The 24,077-nt window shown below is 68.8% G+C and carries 18 protein-coding genes and 1 tRNA gene; 4 read left to right on the forward strand and 15 right to left on the reverse strand.

Annotated elements, in window-relative coordinates; translation table 11 throughout:
* Positions 1-27: 27 nt before the first annotated feature.
* The 6 genes from RN901_RS08600 to RN901_RS08625 all read right to left on the reverse strand — a co-directional run bounded on the left by RN901_RS08600 (position 28) and on the right by RN901_RS08625 (position 8,937).
* Positions 28-813: an enoyl-CoA hydratase-related protein gene (locus RN901_RS08600; protein WP_310757866.1), complete on the reverse strand. Its 786-nt coding sequence runs from the start codon at positions 811-813 to the stop codon at positions 28-30.
* Positions 814-815: 2 nt separating this feature from the next.
* On the reverse strand, positions 816-1,676 hold the full coding sequence (locus tag RN901_RS08605; RefSeq protein ID WP_310757867.1) for a deoxyribonuclease IV: 861 nt from the start codon (positions 1,674-1,676) through the stop codon (positions 816-818).
* Positions 1,673-2,392, reverse strand: coding sequence for an SDR family oxidoreductase (locus tag RN901_RS08610; RefSeq protein ID WP_310757868.1), 720 nt, complete (start codon positions 2,390-2,392; stop codon positions 1,673-1,675). Before RN901_RS08610 ends, RN901_RS08605 begins: the two co-directional genes overlap by 4 nt.
* Before the next feature lie 54 nt (positions 2,393-2,446).
* Entirely contained in the window at positions 2,447-5,095 is a 2,649-nt protein-coding gene (locus RN901_RS08615; RefSeq protein ID WP_310757869.1) for a DUF5916 domain-containing protein, read from the reverse strand.
* A gap of 22 nt (positions 5,096-5,117) precedes the next feature.
* A complete protein-coding gene (locus tag RN901_RS08620) occupies positions 5,118-7,739 on the reverse strand; it encodes a DUF5916 domain-containing protein (protein WP_310757870.1) in 2,622 nt (873 codons plus the stop codon).
* Positions 7,740-7,806: 67 nt separating this feature from the next.
* The gene (locus tag RN901_RS08625) at positions 7,807-8,937 is read right to left on the reverse strand and encodes an acetamidase/formamidase family protein (RefSeq protein WP_310757871.1); all 1,131 of its coding nucleotides are present in this window, start codon (positions 8,935-8,937) and stop codon (positions 7,807-7,809) included.
* 117 nt (positions 8,938-9,054) lie between these two features.
* Here RN901_RS08625 and RN901_RS08630 point away from each other — a divergent pair, with 117 nt between their 5' ends.
* Both RN901_RS08630 and RN901_RS08635 read left to right on the forward strand, forming a co-directional pair.
* Entirely contained in the window at positions 9,055-10,167 is a 1,113-nt protein-coding gene (locus tag RN901_RS08630; RefSeq protein ID WP_310757872.1) for a hypothetical protein, read from the forward strand.
* 50 nt (positions 10,168-10,217) lie between these two features.
* Positions 10,218-10,580 carry a DUF1499 domain-containing protein gene (locus RN901_RS08635; RefSeq protein WP_310757873.1) on the forward strand — a complete coding sequence of 121 codons (363 nt, stop codon included), beginning with the start codon at positions 10,218-10,220 and terminating at the stop codon, positions 10,578-10,580.
* Positions 10,581-10,609: 29 nt separating this feature from the next.
* Here RN901_RS08635 and RN901_RS08640 read toward each other — a convergent pair whose 3' ends face one another.
* From RN901_RS08640 to RN901_RS08670, 7 genes are all read right to left on the reverse strand, one after another.
* Positions 10,610-11,872 carry a three-Cys-motif partner protein TcmP gene (locus RN901_RS08640; protein ID WP_310757939.1) on the reverse strand — a complete coding sequence of 421 codons (1,263 nt, stop codon included), beginning with the start codon at positions 11,870-11,872 and terminating at the stop codon, positions 10,610-10,612.
* Positions 11,764-12,555 carry a phage Gp37/Gp68 family protein gene (locus RN901_RS08645; RefSeq protein ID WP_310757874.1) on the reverse strand — a complete coding sequence of 264 codons (792 nt, stop codon included), beginning with the start codon at positions 12,553-12,555 and terminating at the stop codon, positions 11,764-11,766. The genes RN901_RS08640 and RN901_RS08645 overlap by 109 nt, the downstream gene beginning before the upstream one ends.
* A 143-nt stretch (positions 12,556-12,698) precedes the next feature.
* Positions 12,699-13,877: an FAD-binding oxidoreductase gene (locus tag RN901_RS08650; RefSeq protein WP_310757875.1), complete on the reverse strand. Its 1,179-nt coding sequence runs from the start codon at positions 13,875-13,877 to the stop codon at positions 12,699-12,701.
* The gene (locus tag RN901_RS08655) at positions 13,874-15,610 is read right to left on the reverse strand and encodes a hydantoinase B/oxoprolinase family protein (RefSeq protein ID WP_310757876.1); all 1,737 of its coding nucleotides are present in this window, start codon (positions 15,608-15,610) and stop codon (positions 13,874-13,876) included. Before RN901_RS08655 ends, RN901_RS08650 begins: the two co-directional genes overlap by 4 nt.
* Positions 15,611-15,634: 24 nt before the next feature.
* Complete coding sequence (locus RN901_RS08660; RefSeq protein ID WP_310757877.1) at positions 15,635-17,068, reverse strand: sodium:solute symporter family protein; 1,434 nt, start codon at positions 17,066-17,068, stop codon at positions 15,635-15,637.
* Positions 17,065-17,259: a hypothetical protein gene (locus RN901_RS08665; protein WP_310757878.1), complete on the reverse strand. Its 195-nt coding sequence runs from the start codon at positions 17,257-17,259 to the stop codon at positions 17,065-17,067. Before RN901_RS08665 ends, RN901_RS08660 begins: the two co-directional genes overlap by 4 nt.
* On the reverse strand, positions 17,256-19,403 hold the full coding sequence (locus RN901_RS08670; RefSeq protein WP_310757879.1) for a hydantoinase/oxoprolinase family protein: 2,148 nt from the start codon (positions 19,401-19,403) through the stop codon (positions 17,256-17,258). Before RN901_RS08670 ends, RN901_RS08665 begins: the two co-directional genes overlap by 4 nt.
* Before the next feature lie 169 nt (positions 19,404-19,572).
* Here RN901_RS08670 and RN901_RS08675 point away from each other — a divergent pair, with 169 nt between their 5' ends.
* Positions 19,573-21,519 (forward strand): CocE/NonD family hydrolase, encoded by a 1,947-nt coding sequence (locus tag RN901_RS08675; protein WP_310757880.1) that lies wholly within the window; start codon positions 19,573-19,575, stop codon positions 21,517-21,519.
* Positions 21,520-21,528: 9 nt separating this feature from the next.
* Here RN901_RS08675 and RN901_RS08680 read toward each other — a convergent pair whose 3' ends face one another.
* Complete coding sequence (locus RN901_RS08680) at positions 21,529-23,100, reverse strand: amidohydrolase family protein (protein ID WP_310757881.1); 1,572 nt, start codon at positions 23,098-23,100, stop codon at positions 21,529-21,531.
* Positions 23,101-23,278: 178 nt separating this feature from the next.
* On the opposite strand from RN901_RS08680, the gene RN901_RS08685 reads away from it, so the two are divergent.
* Positions 23,279-23,962, forward strand: a complete 684-nt coding sequence (locus RN901_RS08685) for an outer membrane beta-barrel protein (RefSeq protein WP_310757882.1) — start codon at positions 23,279-23,281, stop codon at positions 23,960-23,962.
* A gap of 13 nt (positions 23,963-23,975) precedes the next feature.
* Here RN901_RS08685 and RN901_RS08690 read toward each other — a convergent pair.
* Positions 23,976-24,049 (reverse strand) — tRNA-Pro (locus RN901_RS08690).
* Between the last annotated feature and the right edge of the window lie 28 nt (positions 24,050-24,077).

The raw sequence follows: 24,077 nt of genomic DNA on the forward strand, positions 1-24,077 counted from the left end.
CGACGCCCGCCACTTGCCCGAGCCCGGCTACCGGCCCTTGAAGTTCGGCTCGCGTTTCTCCGTGAAGGCGCGGGGGCCTTCGGCGTGGTCCTCGGAGACGAGCATGCGCTCGTAGGCGGGGAACCGGCCCTCCTGGACGGCCTCAAAGGCGTCCCGCACCGACAGACCCTCGATCCCGCGTACGATCTCCTTGGTCGCCCGCATCGAGAGCGGGGCGTTCCGGGCCAGACCCTCGGCGACTTCGCGAGCTTTCGGGAGGACCTGCTCCGAAGGGACGACCCAGTTCACGAGGCCCCATTCGTGCGCTTCCGCGGCTCCCATCCGGCGGCCGGTGAGCAGCATCTCCATGGCGACGTTCCGCGGCAGTCTCCTCGGCAGTCGCTGGACGCCTCCCGCGTCGGGCACGTTCCCGAGGCGGCCCTCGGGGAACCAGAACTCGGCGCCTTCGCTCGCGACGATGAGGTCGGCGGCGAGCATGATCTCGCACCCTCCCCCCACCGCCAGGCCGTTCACGGCGGCGATCACGGGCTTCGTCAGGTCCCACAGCTCCGTGATCCCGCCGAAACCGCCCGCCCCGTAGTCCATCCGCTCGTGCTCCCCTCCGGCTGCGGCCTTCAGGTCCCAGCCGGCCGAGAAGATGCGGTCACCGGCTGAGGCGAGGATCGCCACGCGGAGGTCATCGTCGTCGCGAAAGTCGCAGAAGACCTCTCCCATGCGGATGCTCGTCGCCGCGTCGATCGCGTTCGCCGGCGGCCGGTCCAGCGTGACTTCGAGGACGTGCCCGCGGCGCCGGGTGCTCACCGGATCGGACATGATCAGCGACTCCTTTCGCGGTAGCTCCGCAGGCGGGCGAGGTTCCGGATGTCGGCGTCCGCGCCGTCCTCCCCCTTCGGGGTCTCCAGGATCTTGGGGACGTGGCGCAGGCGGGAGTCTCGCATCAACCGCCGGAAGGGACCCTCGCCGAGGCTGCCTGCTCCGATCTCCTCGTGGCGGTCCTTGCGCGAATCGAAGGGGTTCTTCGAGTCGTTCATGTGGATGAGACCCAGCCGCTCAAGACCCAGCACCCTGTCGAACGCCGCCCAGGCGCCGTCGTAGTCCCCGACGAGATCGTAGCCGGCGGAGTAGGCGTGGCACGTGTCGAGACAGACGCCCACGCGGTCCCGCTGTGATTCCGGGATCTGATCCAGAATGCTCCGCAGATTCTCGAAGCTCGCGCCGACGGTCGTCCCGGCGCCGGCGGTGAGTTCGAGGAGGATGCGGGTCGGGCCCTCCACGGCCTCCAGCGACTCGGTCACGCCCCGTGCGTTGCGCGCGAGCCCCTCCTCGATGTCCCCGTCCGTCGCGTTCCCGGGATGGGTGACGAGGAATTCGAGGCCGAGGCGAGCGCAGCGCTCGAGTTCTCCCTGGAAGCTGCGCTGCGACATCCGCCACAGCCGCCGGTCGGGGGATGAGAGGTTGATGAGATAGGAATCGTGGGCCCCCGCGATCGCGATCCCGTGCTCCGCGCGCGCCGCCTTGAACGCCGCCGCCGTCTCGTCGTCGATTCGGGGCTCGGCCCACCGGTTGGGCTGCTTGGTGAAGAGCTGGAAGTTGACCGCCCCGATCTCCGCCGCCCGCCGTGGCGCGGTCTGCACGCCTCCCGCCACCGAGACGTGGGCGCCGAGTTCGTCGGTCACGCCTTCCGGGGTGGCTGCGACGGACGGAGTTCGACCCGGCTCACGTGGGCCTCCTTCGGATAGGAGAGAAGCTGCACGACCGCCGCCGCGCAGTCATCCACGTGCAGGCGCCAGGTCCGTTCCGGCACCTGTTCGCGGCCGTTAAAATACGTGTCCACGCTCCCGGGCATCACGATGCTGACCCGCACGTCGTCGTAGCGCACGTCGAGCAGCATCGCCTCGGTGAGTCCGAGCAGGCCGTACTTGCTCGCGTTGTACCCGGTGCCGCCGTGGAAGGCGTGGCGGCTGGCGAGCGACGCGATGTTCACGATGAAGCCGTCGCCGCTCGCGCTCAGGTGCGGGAGCGCGGCCCGCGAGCAGTAGAAGACGCCGCCGAGGTTCACGTCGATCTGGAGCCGCCACTCCTCAACGCTCATCTCCCGCAGCGGTTTGAAGATCCCGAGTCCGGCGTTGTTCACGAGGATGTCGAGCCACCCGAAACGGGCCACGGTCTCCTCGACCATGCGCTCGCAGGCGCCCGCGTCCGCCACGTCGCACACGATGCCCAGCGCCCGGTCGCCGAGTTCCGCCTCGGCCGCCCGCACGTCCGCCTCGGTCCGTGCGCAGATGGCGACCGATCCGCCCGCCGCGAGCAAGTGCTCCGCGACCGCGCGCCCGATCCCCTTCGTCCCGCCCGTCACGAGCGCGACTTTCCCCGTCATGTTCGACGTTCCCATTCCACCCCTCTCGTTGCCCCTTTCACGTTCGATTCGAGACGCTCTCCCGGGTCCTCAAATCGGGAGCCAGTAGGCGATCTTGAGCAGGAAGACGTGTTGCCCTCGCGCGCGCAGGCTGTCGACGAGACGGCCGGGGTCCACGAGTTCGCCCGAGGTCCGCATGTCGGAGCGGTCCTGCTGCCAGACGAGGAAGAGCGTGCTGCCCGGCTGCCATTCCCAGCGCAGGACGACGTTGCTGCGCAGCGAGAGGATGTTGAAGTCTCCGTCGGGGAGCGTAAACGAGCGGCCGCCCTCGGTCACGTCCCACGACCCGTCCTGCTGGCGATCGATCCTCGATCCCTCTTCGCCGTACAGGAGCAGGTGCCGCTGGCCGGGTTCGAGGAGTTCGCCCAGCCCGTGGCGGCGTCCGCTCGCCGCGAACGGCTCGAAATAGGCCTCGAGCGTGAGGTCCGGGCCGAAGGCGTAGGCGCCGCGGAGGCGGAGGGAGAGGGTGCTGCGGTCGATGGCGGAGAAGATGTAGCGCCGGTCGAAGGTGGCCCGCCGGCCGCCGGCCAGCGTCGTGAGGTACTGGCGCGACTCCGTTTCGCGCCGGTAGCCGGGTTCGACCTCGAGTTGCAGCGCGGACCCCGGGCGGAGCGTGAGCGAGCCGCCCATGTCGTACGCCCACCCGCCGATCTCGTCCCGCCCGTAGGACCCCCTGAGCCGGAAGCCGGTCCGGAAGGAGCGGTCGGTGGCGACCGCAAGGCCGGCCTGCCAGCGCGCGAGCGTCTCCATGAGGGGGCCGCCGCGCGTGAGGTGGTCGCTGAGCGCGCGCGGGTGGTATCCGCCCTCGAGCGTCGTGCGCAGGTAGTTGTGCCAGGTCGCGGTGGCCCGGGCCCCGAGCGTCGTCTCGGTGCGCACGCCATCGAAGTTCCATGAACTCGCCGAGGTGAGGCCGACCTGCCAGGCGCGGGCGAACGCGGTCGGGATCGTCTCGCGGATCGCGATGTCGGCTTCGGCCGTGAGCCGGTCCGCGTTGAACATCTGTCCCACGTCGTTGATCTCGAAGCCGGGCGAGGTGGCTTCGCCCCGCACGCGCCACAGCCAGCGCCGGCCGCCCACTTTCTGCATCCCGAGGGCCGCCGCATACCCGGAGAGCGCGGAGCGCGACGGGTCCAGCCGGGCGGTCTCGCGGTCGGGACGCTGGAAGAAGCGCGCGCTCGAGCGCTGCACCCGCAGGATCGCCTCGGAGTTGCCGCTGAGGTGCGAGAACCCCGCGTGCCCCGTGAGTTCGTACTCGCCCCCGCCGAAGCGCAGGTTCCAGTCCGTGCCTCCTGCGTAGGCGCGCCACGGGAGGAGCGCGGCGAGTTCGGGACGGCCCTCGCGGCTGAGCGTGGTCCCCGTGAAGCCGAGCGTGGAACCCTCCTCCCCGAACTCCTGCTCCAGTCTCGCGACCGCGAAGGCGCTCAGAGGGGCGACCGGGACGGCGCTCTCCACCGGGGCCGTCCCGGTCCCTCCGTGCGTGAAGTCGAACGCCCGGGCATCCTCGCGACCCGTGACGGCGAAGAGCGCGCCCACGGAGGTCCCGCCCGGGAGCCGGCCCGTGACCTTCCCCGCCCCGAGAATCGTGGTCTGATCGGGCGCGACGACGCTGTCGGCCTCCGCCCGTCCCGCGGGGGGAGCCCCGATGCGGCGCGAGTAGAAGTAGCGCGGACCCAGGCCCTCCATGAGCTGGCGACCCTCCGTGAAGAAGGGGCGGCGCTCCTCGAAGACTTCCTCGAACGCGGTCAGGTTCACGACCGCGGGGTCCGCTTCGACCTGGCCGAAGTCCGGGTTCACGGCGGCGTCGAGCGTCAGGCTCGAACCGAGGCCGACCTTGAAGTCCGCCCCCACGCGGGACTCGCTCCGCGTCACGACACCCGCCATCGGGCCGCCCGTGGGCGTTCGAAGATCGCCTGCCACGTAGGGGAGAAACTCGATCCCCCGGCTTCCCCGCACGCCCTCGAGTCCGGTGAGATCGCCGAGGCGCGAGGCCCATCCCGGCTCGCTCCGCACCACGAGTTCCCACAAGAGGTTCTCCTGGATGTCGGGCATGTAGCGGTTGATGTTCACGCCCCACGCCGACTCTTCGCCGTTGAAGCGCAGTTGCGAGAACGGCATCCGCATCTCGGCCGTCCAGCCGAGCGAGTCGCGCTGCACGCGCGCCGACCACACGGGATCCCACGTGTAGTCGCGGTTCGTCACGTTGTCCTCGGGGTGGTACCAGTCCGTGCGGCTGCCCGCCGCGTTCACCCCGAAGGAGACGGCCGTGCGCCGGTTCAGGTATGGGTCGAGCGAGACCAGCAGGCGCTCCGACCCGGTGTTCTGATCGCGGCGGGTCCGGTAGGCCTGGATGCCGTCGGGATCGTCCGTGTACATGCGCCCGGCGATCCACAGCGCGTCGTCGTCGAACGCGAACGCGACTTCGGTCCGCCGCGTGGCCGGCTCGCCCTCGTCCGGCTCGCGCTGCCAGAACGTCGTCGCGAACTCCGCCCGCGCCCAGACCGCGTCGTCCAGGCGGCCATCCAGCTGGAGCGTTCCATCCGTGTCGCGCGTGGCCCTGAGCTGCTGCCGGTCCGCCGGACCCAGGCCCTGGGCGCGGACGTCTCGATCGGAAAGCGCGAGCCCCGCGACGAGGCCGGCCGCGAGTGCAACGGTTCGCAGCGACAGCGGGAGGTCGGTCATCGGCCGGGCAGGCGTGCGAAAGTCACAGGTGCAGCCAGTAGGCGACCTTGACCAGGAAGACGTGCTCTCCGGGCGCGCCGAAGCTGTCGAGAACGCGACCCGGGTCGATGAGTTCCCCGGAGGTCCGCATGTCGGAGCGGTCCTGCTGCCACACCAGGAACAGCGTGCTCCCATCGCCCCATTCCCAGCGGAGGACGACGTTGCTGCGGAACGAAAGGACGTTGAAGTCGGCATTCGGGAGGGAAAACGCCCTGCCTCCCTCGGTGACTTCGTAGGAGCCGTCGGTCGCGCGCCGGAGGCTTGAACCCATCTCCCCGTAACGCAGGAGATCCTTCCCGCGCGGCCGCAGAAGCTCCCCCAGACCCTGGTAGCGGCCGATGGCGGCGAAGGGTTCGAGATACGCTTCGAGCGTGAAGTCGGGCGTGAACGCGTAGCTCCCCCGGATCTGCATCGCGAGCGTGCTGCGGTCGATGGACCCGAACACGTAGCGGTGGCCGAAGGTGGCCGCGCGCCCGTCCGCGAGCGTCGTCACGTACTGCTGTGACTCCACTTCGCGTTCATAGCTGGGGTCGAGTCGAAGCTCGAGGCGCGTCGAGGGGCGCAGCGTGATGGAGCCGCCGAGCCGGTAGACCCAGCCATCGAGATCGTCGCGCCCGTACCCGCCTTCGAGGCTGAGCCCCGTCCGCGCGGAGCGGTCGTTCGCCAGCGAGGCGCTCGCTCCCCACGCCGCCGCCGTCTCCATCAACGGACCGCCCCGCGTCAGGTCGACGCTGAGGGCGGTGGGCGCGTACTCGAGCTCGAGTCCCGTCTCGAGGCCGCTGGGCCATTTCACTTCGGCCCCGGCGCCGAGCAGCGTCTCCGTTCGCACGCCCTCGAAGTTCCAGGCATTCCCGGCCGTGACCCCGACCTGCCACGACTCGGCGAAGTCGCTCGGCGTCGTCTCCCGTATCGCGACCTCCGCCTCCGTCGACACGCGGTCGGCGCTGAACATCTGTCCCACCTCGTTGATCTCGAACCCCGGCGAGATCACGTCTCCCGAAAGGCCCCACAGCCAGCGTCCCGCGACCTTCTCCACTCCGGCCCCGGCCGTGTAGCCGGAGAGCGAGGTGCGCGCCGGGTCGAGCCGCGCGGTCGTCACGTCGGGACGCTGGAACCAGCGGGCGCTGGACATCTGCGCTTCGAGGATCGCCAGTGAGTCCCCTCCGATGTGGGAAAACCCGATGTGCCCTCCCGTTTCGAACTCGCCCTCGCCCCACTCGTACCGCCAGTCCGCCCCCCCGGCGAAGGCGCGCGCCGTAAGCAGTTCGGACAGACGCTCATCGTGTTCGTCCACGTGCGCGGTTCCCGTCAGACCCACCCGCCACTCGCCGAACTGCTGCTCGATGCGGGCCACGCCGAACCCCGATCTGGGTTCGATCGCGACATCCTGTTCCGTGTGGGTCTCGGGATCGTGAAAGTGCCCCTCCTCCCGATCGTTGACGGCGAAGAGCGCCCCCACCCAGGCCCCGCCGGGCAGCCGGCCCGTGACTTTGGCGGCGCCGAGGATCGTTGTCTGGTCGTGTGCGACCTCGGTGTCCGTTTCGAAACGGCCGCGAGGGGGCGCCCCCAGACGGCGCGAGTAGTAGTACCGGGGACCGAGCCCTTCCATGAGCCGCCGTCCTTCGGTGAAGAACGGCCGTCGTTCCTCGAACACCTCCTCGAACGCGGTCAGGTTCACGACGGCGGGGTCCGCCTCGACCTGGCCGAAGTCCGGGTTCACGGCCACATCCAGCGTCAGGTTGGACGTCAGTCCGATCTTGAGGTCCGCGCCCGCGAAACCATCGTAGGGGCTCCCGCTCTCGTCCTCGTGGGGCTCCGTGTCCCGGTGGCCGTCGACCGCCAGGTACGGGATCAGTTCGGTATGCCGGACGCCGAAGGCCCGCTCCACGCCCGTCAGATCGCCGAAGCGCGAGGACCACCCGGGCTCGGCCTTCTGCAGGAGTTCCCACAGGGCCCACTCCTGGATGTCGGGCATGTAGCGCGCGACGTTGACGCCCCACGCGGGTTCGTCGCCGTCGAAGCGGAGCTGGGACAGGGGGATCCTGAGTTCGGCGTTCCAGCCCTCCGCGTGCCGCTGCACGCGCGCGCCCCACACCGGCTCCCAGCTGTAGTCCCGATCCTCGATGTCGTCTTCGTAGTGGAACCAGTCGCGCCGTCCGCCCGCCGCGTTCACGCCGAACGAGAAGGCGGTGCGGTGATTGTAGTCGGAATCGATCGAGACGATCAGCTGCTCGGAGTTGAAGTCCTGATCGCGCCGCGTCAGGTACGCCCGGATGCCGTCCGGGTCCTCGGTGTACATGCGCGCGCCGACCCACAGCGCCTCGTCGTCGAACACGAACGCGACCTCGGTCCGCCGGGTGGACGGCATCCCCTCGTCCGGCTCGCGCTGCCAGAAGGTCGTCGCGAACTCCGCCTGCGCCCACGCGGCATCGTCGAGCCGGCCATCGAGGTCGAGGCTGCCGGTCTCATCGAAGGTCGCCCGAAGCTGCTGGCGCACCTCGGGCCCCAGACCCTGCGCGCCGACAGCCCCGGCCGCGGGGAACAGGAGGAGGATGGCGGCGACGACGGCGGGCAAGACGCGACGTGCGACACCGGGCTCCGTCATCCTTCGGTGCAGCCTCTCGCTGGAGTGAACGCTCGGATCCTGCGCGAACGGATTCCCGCGCGAACCGTCAGCGCTCAAGGAAGATGTCCTTCGGGATGAAGCCCGTCACGACCTGGGTCAGATCGACGACTTCGCTCACGCGGAAATCGACGGCGATGCTGGCCAGGGAGAGGGCCTTGTCGGGCGTCAGTCCCTTCTCCTCGACGAGGAACTCCACCACGAGGCGGGTCGCCTCGCGCGCGGCGCGGTCTAGATCCACATCGATACCCATGATCAGGTAGTGGGCCGGCGTCTCGGCGCGGGGGGCGGGGATCGTCACTCCCTTGTGAAGGACGAACCGGAACACGCCGGTGAGCGACTGCTCGATCGCGGTGCCGCTCACCTCGCCGTCGCCCTGCGCGCCGTGCGGATCCCCCGCGTAGAAGAGCGCGCCCGGGTGGAAGACGGGGAGGTACACGGTGGTTCCAGCGGTGAGGTCCTTCACGTCGAGGTTGCCGCCGAAGGCGCCCGGCGGGCGCGACCCCTGGACGCCGGGCACCGTCACGCCCGGCTCGCCGACGACCGGATCGGGGGCGACGGCGAGGATCCCCATGAACGGCGCCAGCGGCACCTGAATGTCGGGGGAGAAGAAGGCGACTTCCCGCCCGTCCGCGTCACCGGTCCGGATCAGGTGCCGGCCGGCCGGTATGTCGAGTGGTGCGTCCTCCTCGCGGGCGCCGGGATAGCTCGGGGAGAAGACCCCGCCGCGGCCGCTCGTGGAGTTCACGCCCCACGGCACCCGCGTCTCGATGTCGAGGATCCGGATCTCGAGCATGTCGCCCGGCTCCGCGCCCTCGATGTGAATCGGGCCGGTGATGACGTGCCCGCTGCGCCCCTCGCGGGGGCGGCCGTCGCGCGAGGCCCAGAAGTCGACGACGTCGTCGAGGATCTCCTCCCGCGGCACTCCGAGCCCGGTCAGGAACTCGACCGGATGCTCGTCCTGTGTGGCCCCCACATGGGTCAACGTCTCGATCCGCACGGTTTCGCCGGAGGCGATCCGCAGCACCGGCTCCCTGTCGATCGGGAACCAGCCCCAGTTGAGCGTCTCGGGCCTGGAGGGGAGGAAGTGGTCCGCTTCGATTTCCCCGGTTTGGGCGACAACCGTCTCTTCGCTCGCGGACGGCGCGCACCCCACCGCGAGCGCGCATCCCAGTGCCACCAGGCCCGGCCTCATTTGACGCGACATGGAACGCTCTCCCACGCTGAGTGTGAGCGCTTACAGTGGATCTTCCCGTTCCGGGAGGCAACGATCCCGGACCTGACACGGACGGCGACCATGAAAGACGGCATCCGGCGCCTGATCTTCCTCCTTGCGGTCCTCCTTTCGGCGTGCGCGAACCCGGACACGGGCGGGCGCGCCGAGGGCGGCGTGCCGGCGTTCGAGGTGGACCCCGGCTGGCCGCAAGAGATGCCGAACCTCTGGATCATGGGATCCATCACGGGCGTGTTCGTCGACGCGCGCGATCACGTCTGGGTGACGCACATCCCGGAGTCGCTGACGCCGGAGGAGACGTCCGCCGTGCAGGATCCGCCGATCGGCACCTGCTGCGTCCCGGCCCCGGTCGTGACCGAGTTCGACCCCGCGGGGAACGTGGTCCAGGGGTGGGGCGACCCGGCCACGCAGGACGTCTCGGAGTTTCCGCGCAACGCGCACGGCATCTTCGTCGACCACAACGACTACGTGTGGGTGGGCACCTACCGGCACCACCGCGTGATGAAGTTCACGCGCTCCGGCGACCTCGTGATGACGATCGGCCGCTACGACGAGAACGGGGGAAGCGATGACCCGGAGCTTCTCGGCGGCCCCGCCGGCGTCTGGGTGGACCCGGAGGACAACGAGGTCTTCGTCGCCGACGGCTACCAGAACCGCCGTGTCGTCGTGTTCGACGGCGAGACCGGCGCCTACCTGCGCCACTGGGGCGCCTATGGAGAGCCGCCGGACGACGCCTACGAGTACGACTATGCGGGACGGACGCCGGACTCGGAGCAGCCGCGCCAGTTCTCCACCGTGCACGGCCTCATCGGATCGAACGACGGCCTCATCTACGTCGCGGACCGCCGCGGAAACCGGATCCAGGTGTTCGATCAGGCCGGCGCGTTCCAGGCCGAGAAGATCGTGGCCCCGGCCACGCGCGCCTCGGGCTCGGCCTTCGTCGTCGCCTTCTCGCCGGACGCGGAGCAACGCTGGCTCTACCTCGCCGACGGCACGAACCACAAGGTGTGGATCCTGCGCCGCGCCGACCTCGAGATCGTGGGAGAATTCGGCCGCGGCGGGCGCCAACTGGGCCAGTTCCTGCGCCCGCACGGGATGAGCGTCGACTCCCGCGGCAACATCTACGTCGGCGAAGCCTCCACCGGCCGCCGGATGCAGCGCTTCATGCCCCGTTGATAAGCGACGAGATTGCGACACGCCGGTTCCGGAGGCTCAGGCACGACCATGTGAGCAGCGAACCCGGCGCGTGGTGGATTCACCGGGTGGCACCGTTCCACGCGCCGGGAGGCCCGGTCAACCTCTTTCGTCGCCTCCGGACAGTCGTCGCCGCCATGCCGCGTACCCGCCTCGTCACGGCGACGGACGATTACCTGCACGCCGTCTGCCGAACCCGGCTCGGGTTCCGCGACGATCTGGAGTTCCGGTGGTGCCCGTCGGAGGACGTCGCCCATGTAGCGTCGACGTCTCGCATCGGCCTGTTCGATTTTGGGGTAAACCGGCGGAGGGTGGAGCGGGTGCGCAGGAAGCTTGAAGCGATCGCCTCCGAGAGCGCTGACGACGTTCACAGCAGGAGCGTGGCGGACGCGTAGGCCAGACGCCGCGTCGCGTTGGCCGCAGGCTAGATGAATCGAAGTCTCGTTCCCTGCGGGTATTTCTTCTTCTTCCGTGGGAGCGCGGCGCCCATGTCGAAACCGGGGAGCGCAGGTTGCTGCGCCTGCTCCTTTGACGCGGCACGTAGAACGTCGACCTCTCCCGCGACTTCCATTGGTTCTAGTGCGTAGTCGCGAAGTTGCGACTTGTGATAGTCCGTCTTGTCCGACATAACGAACCTCTCGACCTGTTCAATCGTCGACCAACGCGGTCCTCGAAACTCATCCCGTAGGGCATCCCGCAACGGTGCGAAGTTCGGTTCATCGACACCAAGCAGAAGTTGGTCGGTCTGTCCTCCTCGGAAGATGAAGCTGCCGCCCGGATCGATGCTCCAGATCGCTGCCTTCATCTTGTCTGCAGCCAGGGCATGCCGACTCGCGTGGAAGATGCTGTACTTGTGTCGACTGCCTTCGTAGAGGTCGAAATGGATGACTTGCTCGGCTCCGGCCTCCTTCAGCTGTCGCTTGTACAGATCAAAGAAGCACTGGCGGCGATCGCGGGAATCAGCGATGTCGGCGCACTCCTTCCAATCGGTGCAACCGTAGAGCGAAGTGAGAGGAGCCTCGAACTCAGCCGCCTCGTCGAACCTGTTGATGTACTCGTACATCACCGAGACGTAGACTTCACTCCTCGCGTGAGCCAGGATGCGACGGAGAACAGCCATCGGCGTATCGCGAACCCCGAACGGGTCGACCATCGCGAAACACGGGGCAAGGGTCTCGTTCGCGTCGACGAGGGCGTCGAGTTCTCTCGCCACCGTTTCGTCAAATGCGCCGCAGACGATCTGCGCGTCGGACCCCGCGGGTAGGCGTTCCGCCAAGGGGATCACGAGCTGCCTGAGGTGCTCGGCGCGGTCTCGTTCCTTTTCGATGAAAATGAACTTTACCTCGGCCGTGATCTTCTGTCTTGCCGAATGGTTGAGGAACGCCTCAAGGGCGATAATCGGGGACACTTTCTCGCCTCGCTTGTACTCGCCTGGCCCTGCAAAGCCGTCTAGGAAGAGGATTCTCCCCTGGGTCTGTCCGAGGATCGGGAGCCAGGCCTTCAGGTATTCCTTCAGCACTCGATGCTTGCCCAGCGAGTGTGGGCCGAGCGGCCAGACTGTTGCCCTTGGCGCTGTCATCACGTAGCGGCACCGGCCAAGGCCGTCGATGCCACAACCTCGGGGAACTCGCTCCACTCCCGCCCGTCCAGGAGTCGGCCACCCGCCTTCGGCGTGTTCCCGCCCCATTGCTTGAAGAAGAAGGGTACCGAGCTTCGCTGACATTGTTCACGGATCGAGCGCGTCCAGCCGGACTCCATCGATCGATGATTCGGACCGCTCTCACCCCCGACGATGACCCAGTGGATGCCCCCAAGGTCGAGGTCGAGCGGCCCCAGGAGCGGCTCACACGACAGGAAGCGCACCGCAGCGGGAACGCGGACCAAATGAGAGCGCCGATAGGCAACCCTCTGGTTCTCGATCGACGTGCCCAGCCAGATGTGGGCCGGGACCTCGGCGTATCCCAGCGCCTTCGCATGTGATGCCCAGAAGTTGGCCGCCCGAGCCGGTCGTTTCGTCAACACCTGGTAGATGTGTCGGTCGCAGGCCAGCATGACCTCGAAGATGCGGCGCACGTAGTCGACCGGGATGTCCTTGTGGAACAGATCGGACATCGAGTTCACGAAGATCATCCGCGGCCGAGACCAGCGTTCGGGTTGCGCCAGACGCTCCGGCCACAGCCTCACGGCAAAGGGGTCCGCTTCGTTCTCGTCCGTTTCGACGGCGGGTCGACGCAAGAGATATGTATGCTTGAGTCGCCGACGGGCAAACGCCGCTGCGTAACAGTTGTCGCAGCCGGCGCTTACCTTTGTGCATCCGGTGACCGGATTCCACGTGGCGTCGGTCCACTCGATGGCCGTTTTTTCACCCATGTGTCGCGTACCCCTGCCTACGAATCTCTGGATTCATGTACCGAATAAAGACCGAAATCAGCCAACTCGCAACCCTCTCTTTGAGATCGAACTCATTGCTTCGGCTCTAACATACGCGCGTTCTTCAAGCGGGAATCAACAAGTTAGCCGCGGTTGCCTTCGCCCCAGGCGGATGTGAGCGGCTCGCCGTCAACGAAGCGGCCGGGGCGGAAGAGTGAGAGGTCGATCTCCGGTGTCTCGCCGCAGATGACATCGGCGAGGGCCTCGCCGATCGGGGGGCCGAGCTTGAACCCGTGGCCGCTGCCGCCGAAGAAGGCGTAGTAGCCCTCGAGGCCGGGCTCCGGGCCGACGATCGGGTGCCAGTCGTCCGTGATCGTGTAGAGCGAGGCGTAGCCGCCGAGGTGCCGGGCGCGGGCCAGGGCCGGGATCCGCTGGAAGAGCGGGCGCTCGATGCGCTCGCGCATCTCTGGATCGAGGGCCGGATCGCAGTCGTCCGGATCCACCGGTTCGATGTCCTTGGGCGCCCCCAATCCGGCGATGATCCGGTCGTCCCCGTAGGGCCGCAGGTAGACGCGCAGGCCCGGGTCCGAGACCACCGGAAGGGCGTCGAACCCGGCCGGTCGCTCCACGAACAGATCGCTCTCGCGGCTCCAGCGCAGCGAGTATTTGAGGCCGAGCCAGGAGCCGACCTGCCCCGCCCAGGGACCCGCGGCATTCACGACGACGTTTGTCGCGATCGTCCCGTCCTCGGTCTCCACCGCCACGACCCGGTCCCCGTGCAGGCGGACCCCCATGGCGGCGACGCCGGCGCGGGGTTCGAGCCCCCACGGGCGGGCCGCGGCCGCGAGGTTTTCCGTCGTGCGCGTCGGGTCGGCGTAACCCGAGCGGGACTCGAGGATGCCGTACGACACGCCGTCCAAAGCGAGGGGCGGTGCCAGATCGGCCACCTCTTCCACGGTGAGCCGCTCGACGTGGAGCCCGTGCCGCCGCTCCGACTCGAGGATGTGCTCCCCGGCGGCACGCAGACGCTCGCCGATCAGGAGCAGGAAGCCGATGGGACGGAACCCGCAGTCGCCGCCGAGCCGATCCCGGTCGTTCTCGAACATGTGAAGGGCCCGCTTCGCGAGTTCGAGCGTGACCGGGTTCGAGTAGTACGTACGGACGATGGCGGCGGAATGTCCCGTGCTCACGCCCGCCAGGCGCCCCTTCTCCAGGAGTACGACGCGGCCGAACCCCCGCTTCGCGAGGAAGTGCGCGGCGCTTGCGCCCATGATCCCGCCACCGATGACCACGGCGTCGGCGGTCTTCACGCCCGCGGTCATCGTCCCGGTGCTCGGCGCAGACTCCTCGTCTCCGCGAGATCGACGGCCCATTCCCCCGGCTTGATGGCCACTCCGTAGGCGACGCGCGCCCGGGCGCGGGAGATCTTGCCTTCCCGCACGTCCCGGAGCACCGCGTCCGGATCCCGTTCGTGCGCCGGCCCGAACCCGCCCCCGCCGGCCGTCTCGATCCGCACCCGGTCTCCCGTCTTGAGCTGCACCGTCGCCTTCGAGCCCAGATCCCGCGCCTCGCCGCCCGAGATCAGCCTGTAGCTCGCGACCCTCCCATCATCTCCCCCGTGCAGGCCGTGGGCTGGGAACCGCGCCCGGTCGGCCAGCGTCGTGAAGGTCGGCTCGTGGCCCACGAACTCGTACTCGCGGCACAGCGCGAGGCCGCCCCGCCGCCGGCCCGCCCCCTCGGAGTCGGGGACGAGGCTGTATTCGTGGATCCGCACCGGATAGTTGAGTTCGGTCTCCTCGATCGGAGCGTTCTGCGTGTTCTGGATGTGGGTCTGGACCGCGTCCGGGCCGTCGGCGTCGTGCCGCCCGCCGTACCCGCCCGCGAGCGTCTCGAGGAAGCAGTAGTACTCCCCTGTCCCCGGATCCTCTCCCCCGAACCCCACATGGCAGATCATCCCCTTCGTTCCCGCGGGAACGCGTGCCGGCATGGGGCCCGCGAGCGCCCGGAACATGATGTCGCACAGCCGCATCGCGACCTCCCACCCACCGACTACCCCCGCCGGCGGCCGCACGTTCACCGCCGACCCCTCCGGCGCGATCACCTCGATGGGGCGATAGAAGCCCTCGTTCAGCGGGATGTCCGGGTCGACCAGGCACTTGAGCACGTAGACGCAGGCGGTGAAGCACTGCGTCAGGTTGCAGTTCATGGGCGCCGCGCGCTGCGCGTCGGTCCCCGTGAAGTCGAAGCGCGCCGTCGAGCCGTCGAACCGGATCCGGACCTTCAGGCGAACGGGCTCCCCGGTGATTCCGTCGTCGTCGAGACACCCCTCCGCCGCGAACTCGCCCCGCGGAAGCTCCGCCAGCTCCGCCCGCAGCCGCCGTTCGCTGTACTCGACCATGCGGTCCATGTAGGAACCGAGCATCTCCGTGCCGTAGCGTTTCCACAGGGCGGAGAGCCGCCGCAGCCCGATCTCGTTCGCCGCGTGCTGCGCCCGCAGGTCGCCCGCCACCTCCTTCTTCGCGCGCACGTTGGCGAGCATGAGTTTCAGCACGTCGTCCACCAGGTCGCCGCCGTCGTAGAGCTTCACCACGGGGAGGATGATCCCCTCCTGGTAGATCTCGCGGAACGCGCCGATGCTCGCGGGCGCCCCGCCTCCCACGTCCACGTGGTGGCAGCAGTTGGCGACGTATCCCGTGAGTTCCCCCTCGTGGAAGAAGGGCGCGATGAGAAAGACGTCGTTGAGATGGCTCGCCTGCCGGTGCGGATCGTTGACCAGCAGCCCGTCCCCCGGCCCGAGCCTCCCCTGCCCGTGCTCCGCCTCGTATTCGGCCACCGCGCGGGGGACGAGGCGCCCGATCGTCACGAGGTGCGCGGGCTGGCAGAACGCCTGCGCGATCATCCGCCCGTCCGCGTCCACGAAGGCGCACGAGTAGTCGAGCCGCGTCTTGATGTTGGTCGAATAGGCGGTGCGCTGGAGCGTGACGGACATCTCCTCCGTCGCCTCGACGAGCGCGTTCCGGATCACCTCGAAGAGGACCGGATCCACGGCACTCACGGTCCGGCTCTCACGGTCCGACTCTCACGCTGCGGCATTTCGGCCCCCGGTTCGAGTTTCGAGACGCGCCCCGACCCACAGAATCAGGATCGTGAGCGGCAGTCCGACCAGGATCGGATCCAGTTCCCAGATGATGACGACGGCTCCCACCTCGCGGATCGCCCCGAATGTCTGCCACACCGCCTGCACCGCGGCGCCGATGAGCATCGCCGCCATCACCGTCCGCGGCGCCTGCCGGAGCGACGGGAAGAGGACGAGCCCGACGAGCGCGGGGGCGACGGAGGCCCCCATGATCCGTCCTCCGATCCAGAACAGTTCGATGAGGAGGGGAAGCGCCAGGTAGAGGGCCGCAGCGAGCGCCCCGACGAGGAGGACGTTGAGGCGGTACACCCAGAGCTGCCGCACGGCGCTCGCCGTGGGCGCGATGAAGCGCGCATACAAATCAAGCGTGAAGTTGGAGGCGATGGTGTTGATGGTGCTGGAGAGCGTCGACATGCTCGCCGCCAGCACGCACACGACGACGAGACTCGCCAGTTCGTTCCCCGCCGCCCCGAACGCGAGCGTGACGAAGGCGTCCTCCGCCGCGAGGGCCGGCCCGTAGATCGTGCGGGCGACGATTCCGATCAGGGGCGGCGTCATGTACCAGATCGAGGCGATGACCCCGCCGTACAGGAACCCGCGCCGGGCCACGTCCGCGCTCTTCGCCGCGAAGCCGCGCTGGATGAGCCCCTGGTACGCACCCGTGATCGCCAGACCGATGACGATCCAGGCCAGGACCTGGGTGACGCCCGCCCGGCCGAAGATGTCGATGAGGGCCGGATCGAGGCTGGCGCTCAGTCCGCCGAGCCCTCCGGCGGCAACGAGCCCCGCCACGAGCACCGCGATCGAACCGGCCAGGATGATGAAGAACTGGATCGCGTCGGTCGCCATCACCGCCCACATGCCACCCAGGAACACGTAGACGGACGTGACGCCGAGCCAGAGGAGGAGCGACTCCGCCACCGAGATGCCGAGCACCGCGGTGGTGACGAGGGTCAGCGCCCCGATCGTCCCCGCCGTCACCCCCATGTCCCGGAGGATGACGAGGAGGAGCGAGACGATCCGGTGCCGCGGACCGAAGCAGCGGCCGAAGAGTTCCGGGATCGTGATGACGCCGGTCTCCCACAGCCGCGGGATGATGAAGTACGCGATCCAGATCGTCCCGAGCATGAAGGAGCCGCCGCTCCAGTAGGCGTCGAGGCCGAAGTCCGCGCCGAGCGCCGAGATCCCGATCAGGGTGGTGCCGTTGATCCAGGTGGCGGCGACGGAGAAGGCGATGAGCCACACCCCCGAGTGGCGCCCCGCCACCGCCATGTCCTCGACGGAGCGTACCCGCCGCCGGAACCACACGCCGACCCCCAGCATGAGGGCGAGGTAGGCCCCGATGAGCCACCATGACAGCTGCAGGCCCTCCGTCACGGCTGCCCTCCCAGCAGCCAGCCCCAGAGCCCGATGTAGCCGAAGCCCAAAAGCACGAGGATGAGGAGCGCGAGCCACGGGTTGAGGCGCGGGAGCGCGATCCGGTCCATGCGGGCCGGGTCCGGGCGGCCCGCGGCCGGGCCCGCCGCGCCGCCGTCGGGTCGACCTCCGCTCGGGTCCCGCCCCTTCACGCGGCGCCTCTCGCGGCGATCAGGAGGTTGCCGAACTCGTCCACGGTCGCCCGGTATCCGGCATGCACGAGCGTGGTGGAGTCGACTTCCTCGATGACGGCGGGACCGGCCACGACGTGGCCTGCCCCTAGCCGCGCCCGGTCGTAGATCCCGGTCTCGACGAAGCCGCCTGCGTCGGCGAAGAACACCCGCCGCGTCCCCCGCTGGGCGTCCGAGACGTCCTTTCCGTTCGAGCCGATCCTCGGGAGCCGGGGCCGCGCGATCCTGCCGATGGCCGTGACGGTGAAGTTCACGAGTTCGACGGGCTGCTCGGGGTAGCCGTGCCCGTAGGCCCGCTCGTGCTCCACGTGGAAGCGGCGCACGGCATCGGCCAGCGTCGCCGTGTCCAACTTCCGGTCCGACCCGTCGTCCGGCCCATCGTCCATCCCCTCCCGCGGCAACGCGACGGGCACCTCGGAGGACTGGCCGGCATACCGCATCTCGATCCCCCGCCGGAACTCCATGTCCTCCGGGGCCACCCCTTCGCGCCGGAGCGTACGCCGACCCTCCTCCTCCATCGCCTCGAAGCGCGACCGGATCCGCGCCGCGTCCGCGACGCCGACGGCCGTGACCCGCGTGCGCGAGAACTCGTGCCGCAGATCCGTGACGAGGAGACCCAGGGCGGACGCCGTCCCCGGGCTCGGAGGCACCACGAGCGTGGGAATCTGCATCTCCATGCACAGCCGGTTCGCGTGCAGCGGCCCGGCCCCGCCGAAGGCGACCATCGTCAGCTCACGGGGGTCGTTGCCCCGCCGCACGGTGACGAGCCGCAGCGCGTTGATCATCGTCGCGTTCGCGATCTCGATGATCCCGTTCGCCGCCTCGACCGGGTCGAGGCCGAGCGGCTCCGCGCAGCGCTCGCGGATGCCCGCGGCGGCCGCGTCCACGTCGAGTTCCATCTCGCCGCCCAGGAAGTAGTCCGGGTTCAGGCGGCCGAGCACGAGGTTGGCGTCCGTGATCGTGGGTTCGGTCCCGCCCTTCCCGTAACAGATCGGCCCCGGGTCGGCGCCCGCGCTCCGCGGCCCCACGCGAAGCCCGCCGCCGGCGTCCACCCAGGCGAGGCTCCCCCCGCCCGCGCCCACCTCCACGAGGTCGATGACCGGCGTGCGGATCGGATAACCGGCGGCCCGCGTCATCCCCTGCCCCGGCTGGGCCCGGGCCCCGACCTCGTACTCCTTCGTGACGCGCGGTCGGCCGTCGAGGACCAGCCCGGCCTTGGCCGTCGTCCCTCCCATGTCGAAGGAAATCAGGTCCGCGTGGCCGAGTTGGCCCGCGATGAAGTTGGCGGAGACCACGCCCGCGGCGGGTCCGGACTCGACCATGAACACCGGCTTGCTCGCCGCCTGTTCCGCGGTGAGCACCCCGCCGTTCGACTGCATGACGAGAAGCTCCGCATCGAGACCGGCGCGCCCGAGCCCCTCCTCGACCCCGGCTAGATAGCGCGCCACGACGGGAACGATGCAGGCGTTGATCACGCTCGTGCTGGCCCGGAAGTACTCCCGGAATTCGGGGCACACGATCGACGAGAGGGAGATGAGGAGATCGGGATCCTCTTCCCTCAGGATCTCGGCCACGCGCTCTTCGTGCGCCGGGTTCGCGTAGCCGTGCAGGAGGCACACGGCAACGGACCGGACCTCTCGCGTCCGCAGGGCCGCGGCGATCTCCCGGACCGCGTCCTCCTCGAGGGGCCGGAGGACGTCGCCGGCCGCGTCCAGCCGCTCCGGCACCTCGTAGCACAGGTCGCGCGGGACGAGCGGGCGCAGCTTCTCGAAGTGGACGTCGTAGAGAGAGGGCCGGACCTGGCGCGCGATCTCGAGCATGTCGCCGAACCCCTCCGTGGTCACGAAGGCCGTCTGCGGCGTCTTCCCTTCGATGAGCGAGTTCGTCGCGACGGTCGTCCCGTGAACGAGGTGGGAGACGGCGCCCGGATCGACCTCACCCCTCTCGAGGGCGCGCTCCACCGCCGCCATGAAGCCGATGGAGGGATCCGCGGGCGTGGACGGGACCTTGGCGGTGTCGATGCGCCCCGTCTCCTCACAGATCAGGACCGCGTCCGTGAAGGTGCCGCCCACGTCTATCCCGAGGTGGAACTGGTTGCCCGTCATCGCACTTCCAACGTTCGACGCGGGCGTTTCCCGTGACAAGGCACCGCCGTCCACGACCAGATTCGCCGCCGCCCGCCACGTCTGGACGCGGTGGTCGGCATCCGTAGGTTGGGAATCGGGCGCCCGCCGCCAGCGATTGTCCCGCCTCTCACGCCTACCGGAGGGCCACATGGACCGCAGATCGTTCGTTCGAGCCGGACTGGCCGGAGCGGGGTTCGCCGGAATCGGCGCCGCCCTCGACCCCCACGCGCTGGCCGGGGGCACCGAGGGGCCGGCTCCGCGCCCACTCCCGGAGACCGATGGGGATGTCGTCATCGTGAAGGACGTGCCGGTCCCCATGCGCGACGGCCTCGAACTCATGACGGATCTCTACCTGCCGGCGGTGGACGGCGTCCCGCTGGAGGAGCCGCTCCCCGCCGTCCTCGCGCGGACTCCGTACGACAAGATGCGCCCGATCTCGATCGAGCACGCGATGTTCTTCGCGCGGAACGGGTATGTGTCCGTCGTCCAGGACTGCCGCGGGCGATTCAACTCGCCGGGCGACTTCTTCCCCTTCGTCCAGGAGCCGGAAGACGGTTACGACACGGTCGAGTGGGTCGCGCGGCACCCGTCCTGCGACGGCCAGGTGGGGACGTACGGCGTCTCGTACCAGGCGTGGGTCCAGTTCGAGACCGCGACGCTGAACCCGCCCGGCCTCAAGACGATGATCCCCTACCAGGGTCCGACGAACGCCTACACCTACAGCATGAAGTGCGGCGGCGCCCTGGGACTGGGGCTGCTGCAGTGGATCCTGTCGGTCGCGTCGAACGGGAACGAGGCGCGCGCGAACCCGCAGATCACCGAAGCGATCAACGAGATGCGCACGGGGCAGACGTTTCTCGACTGGGCCTCGCGCATCCCATGGCGGCGCGGGGAGACCCCGCTCAGCCTCGCCCCCACCTACGAGGAAGCCGCCCACCAGCTCTACTTCGACAACTACGATTACAGCGACTTCTGGCGGCAGCCGGGCCTCGGCATGGACGAGCACTTCGAGTCGTACCCGGACATGCCCATCCTCTGGGTCGTGGGCTGGTTCGACTGGTATCCGCGCACGATCAGCGACGGGTACCAGGCGATGGTGCGCATGGAGCGGGAGGACCAGCACATCCTCATCGGTCCGTGGACGCACAACAACTTCGCGTCGTCGATCGGGGACGTGAACTTCGGCACCGAGGGCGCCCGGATCGTCACCTACGACGACTACCTGAACCTGGAACTCCGCTGGTTCGACCGCTGGCTGAAGGGCGACGAGAGCGCCGACGTGTGGGCGCCCGCCAAGTACTTCATCATGGGCGGGGGCGACGGGCGGAAGGCCGAGAACGGCCGCCTCAACCAGGGCGGCGCGTGGCGCTACGAGGAAAGCTGGCCCCCGGTCGCGGCCCGGCCGACCGAATTCCATCTCCACGAGGGAGGGGGGCTCTCCCCGGAGGCGCCGTCCGCGCGCGCCTCCTCAACGACCTACACGTACGACCCGCGCAATTCGGTCTCCAGCAACGGCCGCTGCATCGTGGCCTACGGCCCCGCGCTCGAGTTCGGGTTCCAGGGGATGGGCCCGCGCGACCAGATCGAAATGGAGACGCTGCCCGGCCACGGGATCCCCGGCATGCCGATCGCCTCCCGCCCGGACGTGCTCGTCTTCCAGACGGACCCGCTCCCCGACGACCTGACGATCGCCGGAGACATCACGGCGGTTCTCTTCATCTCATCCGACGCGCCGGACACCGACTTCTACGTGAAGCTGCTCGATGTCCATCCGTCGAACGCGGACTATCCGAGCGGCTACGCGTTCCCGGTCTCCGAGGGCATCCTCCGCGCCCGCTACCGGGACGGGTTCGAGCAGTCCGTGCTCATGGAGGAGGGAGAGGTCTACCGCCTCGAGTTCCCGCTCGAACCCTCGGCGAACCTCTTCAAGGCGGGACACCGGATCCGCGTCGACGTCTACAGCAGCAGCTTCCCGAACTTCGACATCAACCGGAACACGGGAAATCCGCGCGACCGCCGGTGGCAGGTCGCGAACAACACGGTCTACCACGAGGCCGCGAACGCCTCGCACGTCCTGCTCCCGCTGATGCCCTAGCGTGAGGTCCTAGCGCGACCCGTTCGGCGGGTCGGCGGCCCAGTCGAGGGCGATGGGGTCGGTGGGCAGGGCCTCGATGTCGACGATCCGGCCGCCTTTGATGACCATCGAGAGCTGTCGGATGTTCGCGATCTCGGCGAGCGGGTCGGCGTCGAGGACGACGATGTCCGCGGCCTTCCCTGCCTCGAGCGTGCCGTAGTCGTCGAGCGCCTTGCTCGCGATGGCGCCGTTCTTCGTGGCGACGGTGATCGCTTCCAGCGGCGTCATGCCGAGTTCGACGAGCCCCTCGATGGCGAAGATCGTGCCCAGCCCGGGGAGCTGGTGCTCCATGTTCTCGGGCTCCTCGCGCAGGAAGTCCGCCGCCACGCCCCCGCGCCCGAAGAGCGTGTTGTCGGTGCCGACGGTCACGATGCAGCCCGCTTCGATGAGCTTCTTCGCGTTCGTCCGCTTCGTCGTCCAGCGTCCTTCCATCACGGATCCCGGCTGTGGAAGGCCGGTGTCCTGGACGCGACGGCGGATCTCCGCGGTCGTCGGGGGGATGCGCCGCTGACGCTCGCGAGACTGGGCCGCGGCGAGATCCTCCCGCGCGCGCTCCATGTTGCGGACGTGGAACTGCCAACTGGGACCCGTGAACTGGTTGATGAGCATCGAGCACACGATGTTGCGCTCCACGATCATGTCGACGAGTTCATCGGTGATCGTGCGGTTCCCGACGTTGTCCGGGTGCTGGATGAGGTCGATCCCCGCGAGGATCGAGAGGCGCAGGCCTTCGAGGCTCGTGGCATGGGTCTCGGCGACGAGCCCGCGCTTGTGCGTCTCCTCGACGATCACCCGCTGGGCTCGCGGCGAGAACGAGATACCCGCCGGATAGTTGAAGTGGTGCGTGGCGCCGTACTTGATGAAGTCCGGCCCGTGGTCGAGATAGGCATTGATCGCGACGTGCAGCTCGTCGGGCGTCATGTGCATCATCTCTTCGCCGCTTCCGAGCGTGACCTCGTCGTTCATCTGCTCGGCGAAGAAGCTGATCTCCGACTCCGGGAGGCCGGCGAACGTCTCGGAGGCGGGCCCGCCCCAGCCCACGATGTTGCCGGCGAGGTAGGTGCGCGGGCCGATCTCCTCCCCGGAATCGATCTTCTTCTTGACCCGCTGCATGGGACGCAGCACGCCGTAGCTGTCGCGGACGGTCGTCACCCCGTGCTTCAGGTGGAGTTGGAGCCCCTGAAGGATGAGCGCCTCGTGGTGCGCCCAGTACGCCGCGTGCTCCTCGACACGCCCTCCCCGCCCGAAGGCAAGCGACATGTGGACGTTGGTGTCCACGAACCCGGGCGTGACGAACTTGCCGCTCCCGTCGATGACTTCCGCGCCCGCGGGAACGGCCACGTCGGCGCTTGGCCCCACGGCGGCGATCCGATCCCCCTCGATGACGATCGTCCCGTCAACGATGGAGGCACCGCCGTTTCCGTCGATGATCGTCGCCCCGACGATCGCGAGGGGCGGGGATGTTTCCTGCGCGGCCGCCGCAGCCGGCACGGAGAAGAAGGAAAGAAAGCAAGCCGCCGCGAAGACCGATCGTGAGCCCATGTTCCTCTCCTCTTTCCCGGACACCGTCTCCCGCAAGCTGCCGGGAGGGTCCCGATACGTCCAGCCGGCCCTAGAGACGTAATCCCGCGCGGCGCTTGAAACTCTTCCGGCTTCCACGGGTGTCAGGTTTAGGCGCCGGTGACGGAATCAGGCCCCCTTGCTCCGAGGTGAGCGAGTCATGCGCAGAATCGTGTTCTTCGGTCTCATGCTCCTGGCCACGCCGGCAGCGGCCCAAACCACGCTCGGGGTTCGGGGCGGCATCGGTGTCTCCACCGTCACCATGCCGGAGGGGTACGATACGGAGACGCGCGCGGTGGCCATCGTCGGCATCGATGTCGGAATCCAACTCTCCGATGCGGTCAGCCTGAGGCTCGGCGGGTCTTATTCACCGATAGAGGCCGACGGTGAGGCTGGCCGCGATCATCGAGGGCACACGGTCTCCCTGTGGGTGGATTACGTCCAGTTGTCCGCGTTGGGCCGGTGGACTCCGACCGCACGGGATGGCTGGGCGGTGGGCATCTTGTTCGGTCCGTGGACCGCACTCAAACGCTCATGCCATGTGGCGGCGGGCTTTACCCGGCATCCCGAGCCAGTGGGGCGGGGCCTTAGTCCGCCCCTGCTGCCCCTGTCCGAGCGTGTCCGTACTGCCTGCGACCATCCGAACCTCGGCCTGAGCACGAACGTGAAGTCGATCAATTTCGGCCTGTCGGCCGGCGTCGGGCTCGAAATACCGCTCGCCGACCGCCTCCGGTTCGGCCTCGACGCCCTCTACTCGTTTGGCCTGACCGCGATTCGCGACGACGGGTACTGGAAAACGCGACATCTCGGATTCCAGGCGGGTCCCGTCTTCCTGATCGGATAAGCTTGAAGCAAAATCGGGGCGGCGAGATTTGAACTCGCGACCTCCTGAACCCCATTCAGGCGCGCTACCGGGCTGCGCCACGCCCCGATGTGGACGTGAAGCTAGCTTGTACGGT

The sequence above is a fragment of the Candidatus Palauibacter soopunensis genome, from assembly GCF_947581735.1.
GTDB lineage: Bacteria > Gemmatimonadota > Gemmatimonadetes > Palauibacterales > Palauibacteraceae > Palauibacter > Palauibacter soopunensis.